This is a genomic window from Bacillus sp. 05T31 (genome assembly GCF_056396725.1).
Genome location: NZ_JBFTMA010000817.1, coordinates 1 through 1,762, shown reverse-complemented (window position 1 = coordinate 1,762; position 1,762 = coordinate 1). Strand labels below are relative to the sequence as shown.

The 1,762-nt window shown below is 32.9% G+C and carries 3 protein-coding genes; all 3 read right to left on the bottom strand.

Annotation, left to right across the window (positions count from 1 at the left end; translation table 11 throughout):
- Positions 1–348, bottom strand: a 348-nt coding sequence (locus AC1DJR_RS28680) for an Hpt domain-containing protein (RefSeq protein ID WP_477004119.1), incomplete at its 3' end; no start/stop codon positions are given.
- Positions 349–477: 129 nt separating this feature from the next.
- Positions 478–846: a response regulator gene (locus tag AC1DJR_RS28675; RefSeq protein WP_000940577.1), complete on the bottom strand. Its 369-nt coding sequence runs from the start codon at positions 844–846 to the stop codon at positions 478–480.
- A gap of 150 nt (positions 847–996) precedes the next feature.
- The gene (locus AC1DJR_RS28670; protein WP_002012067.1) at positions 997–1,674 is read right to left on the bottom strand and encodes an OmpA family protein; all 678 of its coding nucleotides are present in this window, start codon (positions 1,672–1,674) and stop codon (positions 997–999) included.
- Positions 1,675–1,762: the final 88 nt, after the last annotated feature.

Genomic DNA, 1,762 nt, shown 5'->3' with positions numbered 1-1,762 from the left:
CTTTGTAGATACAACATCAATATTACCCATTCCGCCCTGCTGCACATCTGTAACCATCTTTTCTAAATTATCAATGCACTCAAAAATAACATCAATAATATTAGCATTCACCATCATATTTCCATGACGGATTTCGTCTAAAACATTTTCCATCTTATGAGTTAAATCTGCCATTTCCGCAAATTCCATACTCGCAGACATACCTTTAAATGTATGAGCTGAGCGGAATATTTCCCCTACAACACCCATATCGGCAGGATTCTGTTCTAAATTTAGCACATTTTCATTTAGCGACTGTAAATGTTCTTCTGCTTCTTCAAAAAATATATTTAATAGATCTGTTTGCATTTTAATCCCCTACCTGTCTAACAAACATTTCATTTATGTATAACAATTTAGTGTTTTATAACGAGAAAAAAGGGGGCCACACGTCTATCCGCTATCATTGATTTGATTCTTTGTGGCACCCCTTCTATATTAGCTATTTGCTACTTTTGTTAAAGCTTCGATAACACGATCGGCTTGGAATGGCTTTACAATAAAGTCTTTTGCCCCGCCTTTAATTGCATCTAATACCATACCTTGTTGTCCCATTGCAGAACAAATAACAACCTTTGCACTCGAATCAATTTTCATAATTTCTTTTAATGCTTCAAGTCCGTCCATTTCTGGCATAGTAATATCTAGTGTTACAATATCAGGTTGAAGTTCTTTATACTTTTGAATCGCTTCTACCCCATTCTCTGCTTCACCGATAACTTCAAATTCTGAATTACTTTTTAATAAGTTTTTAATCATTGTTCGCATAAACATCGCATCGTCTACAACTAAAATTTTATGTGCCATTCTTTTTGGTTCTCTCCCTCTATGTATAAATATATCTTAATATTTCACCTTATCATTCTCACTCATTATACAAAATAAAACGAGAAAATTTAATATTTTTTTAAAAGAATTTCTGTATTTTTATTATTTTATTAATAAAATGGAAATATATTATTCTTTAATATATATTACAACGCGCCGGTTTTTCTCCCAATTTTGCGGTGAATCATTTGATGCTACTGGTTTTGTGTCCGCATATCCTACCGCTGCTAATCGTTTATCATCTACATTATACACTTCAATTAAGTGGTGAATCATATTAGCTGCTCGTGCTGAAGATAATTCCCAGTTGGAAGGAAATTTTTCATTATGAATCGGTCTACTATCTGTATGTCCTTCTACAACAATTGGGTTTGGTACCGATTGAAAGAACCCTACTAATTGACTAATTACTTCTTTTGCTTCCGGCTTAACATTCGCATCACCTGTATCGAATATTAAGTTATCTACTATAACGATGCTAACACCTGTATCTTCTCGATATACATTCACTTGACTAACACCATTATTATCTACATATGCTTTTAACTTTTTATACAATTCATCCATTCGTTTTTTTGAAACTGCTTTTTCATCATTTTTTTCATGTGAAATATCTGGTATTGTACCTTCCATTACTTTCGCATCCACTTGTTCTGCATCACTAAACTTTTCAAGCATCTTCGATAATTTTACTGTATCTTGTTTTGATGTAGCAACTAATAGTACAAAAAAAGTCAATAACAACATCGTTAAATCAGTAAAAGTCGTCATCCAACGAGGCGATCCTTTTTGCGGTCGTTTTATCATCACCATACCACTCCTTGAAATATTAGGCTGCTCGTTTTTCTTTTTTTATCTTCGTTTCATATACGTATGTATCAAGTTTTAACTTTAA

Coding starts and splice junctions, on each gene's coding strand:
- AC1DJR_RS28670 (WP_002012067.1), bottom strand. CDS start 1,674: ATGATAAAACGACCGCAAAAAGGATCGCCTCGTTGGATGACGACTTTT.
- AC1DJR_RS28675 (WP_000940577.1), bottom strand. CDS start 846: ATGGCACATAAAATTTTAGTTGTAGACGATGCGATGTTTATGCGAACA.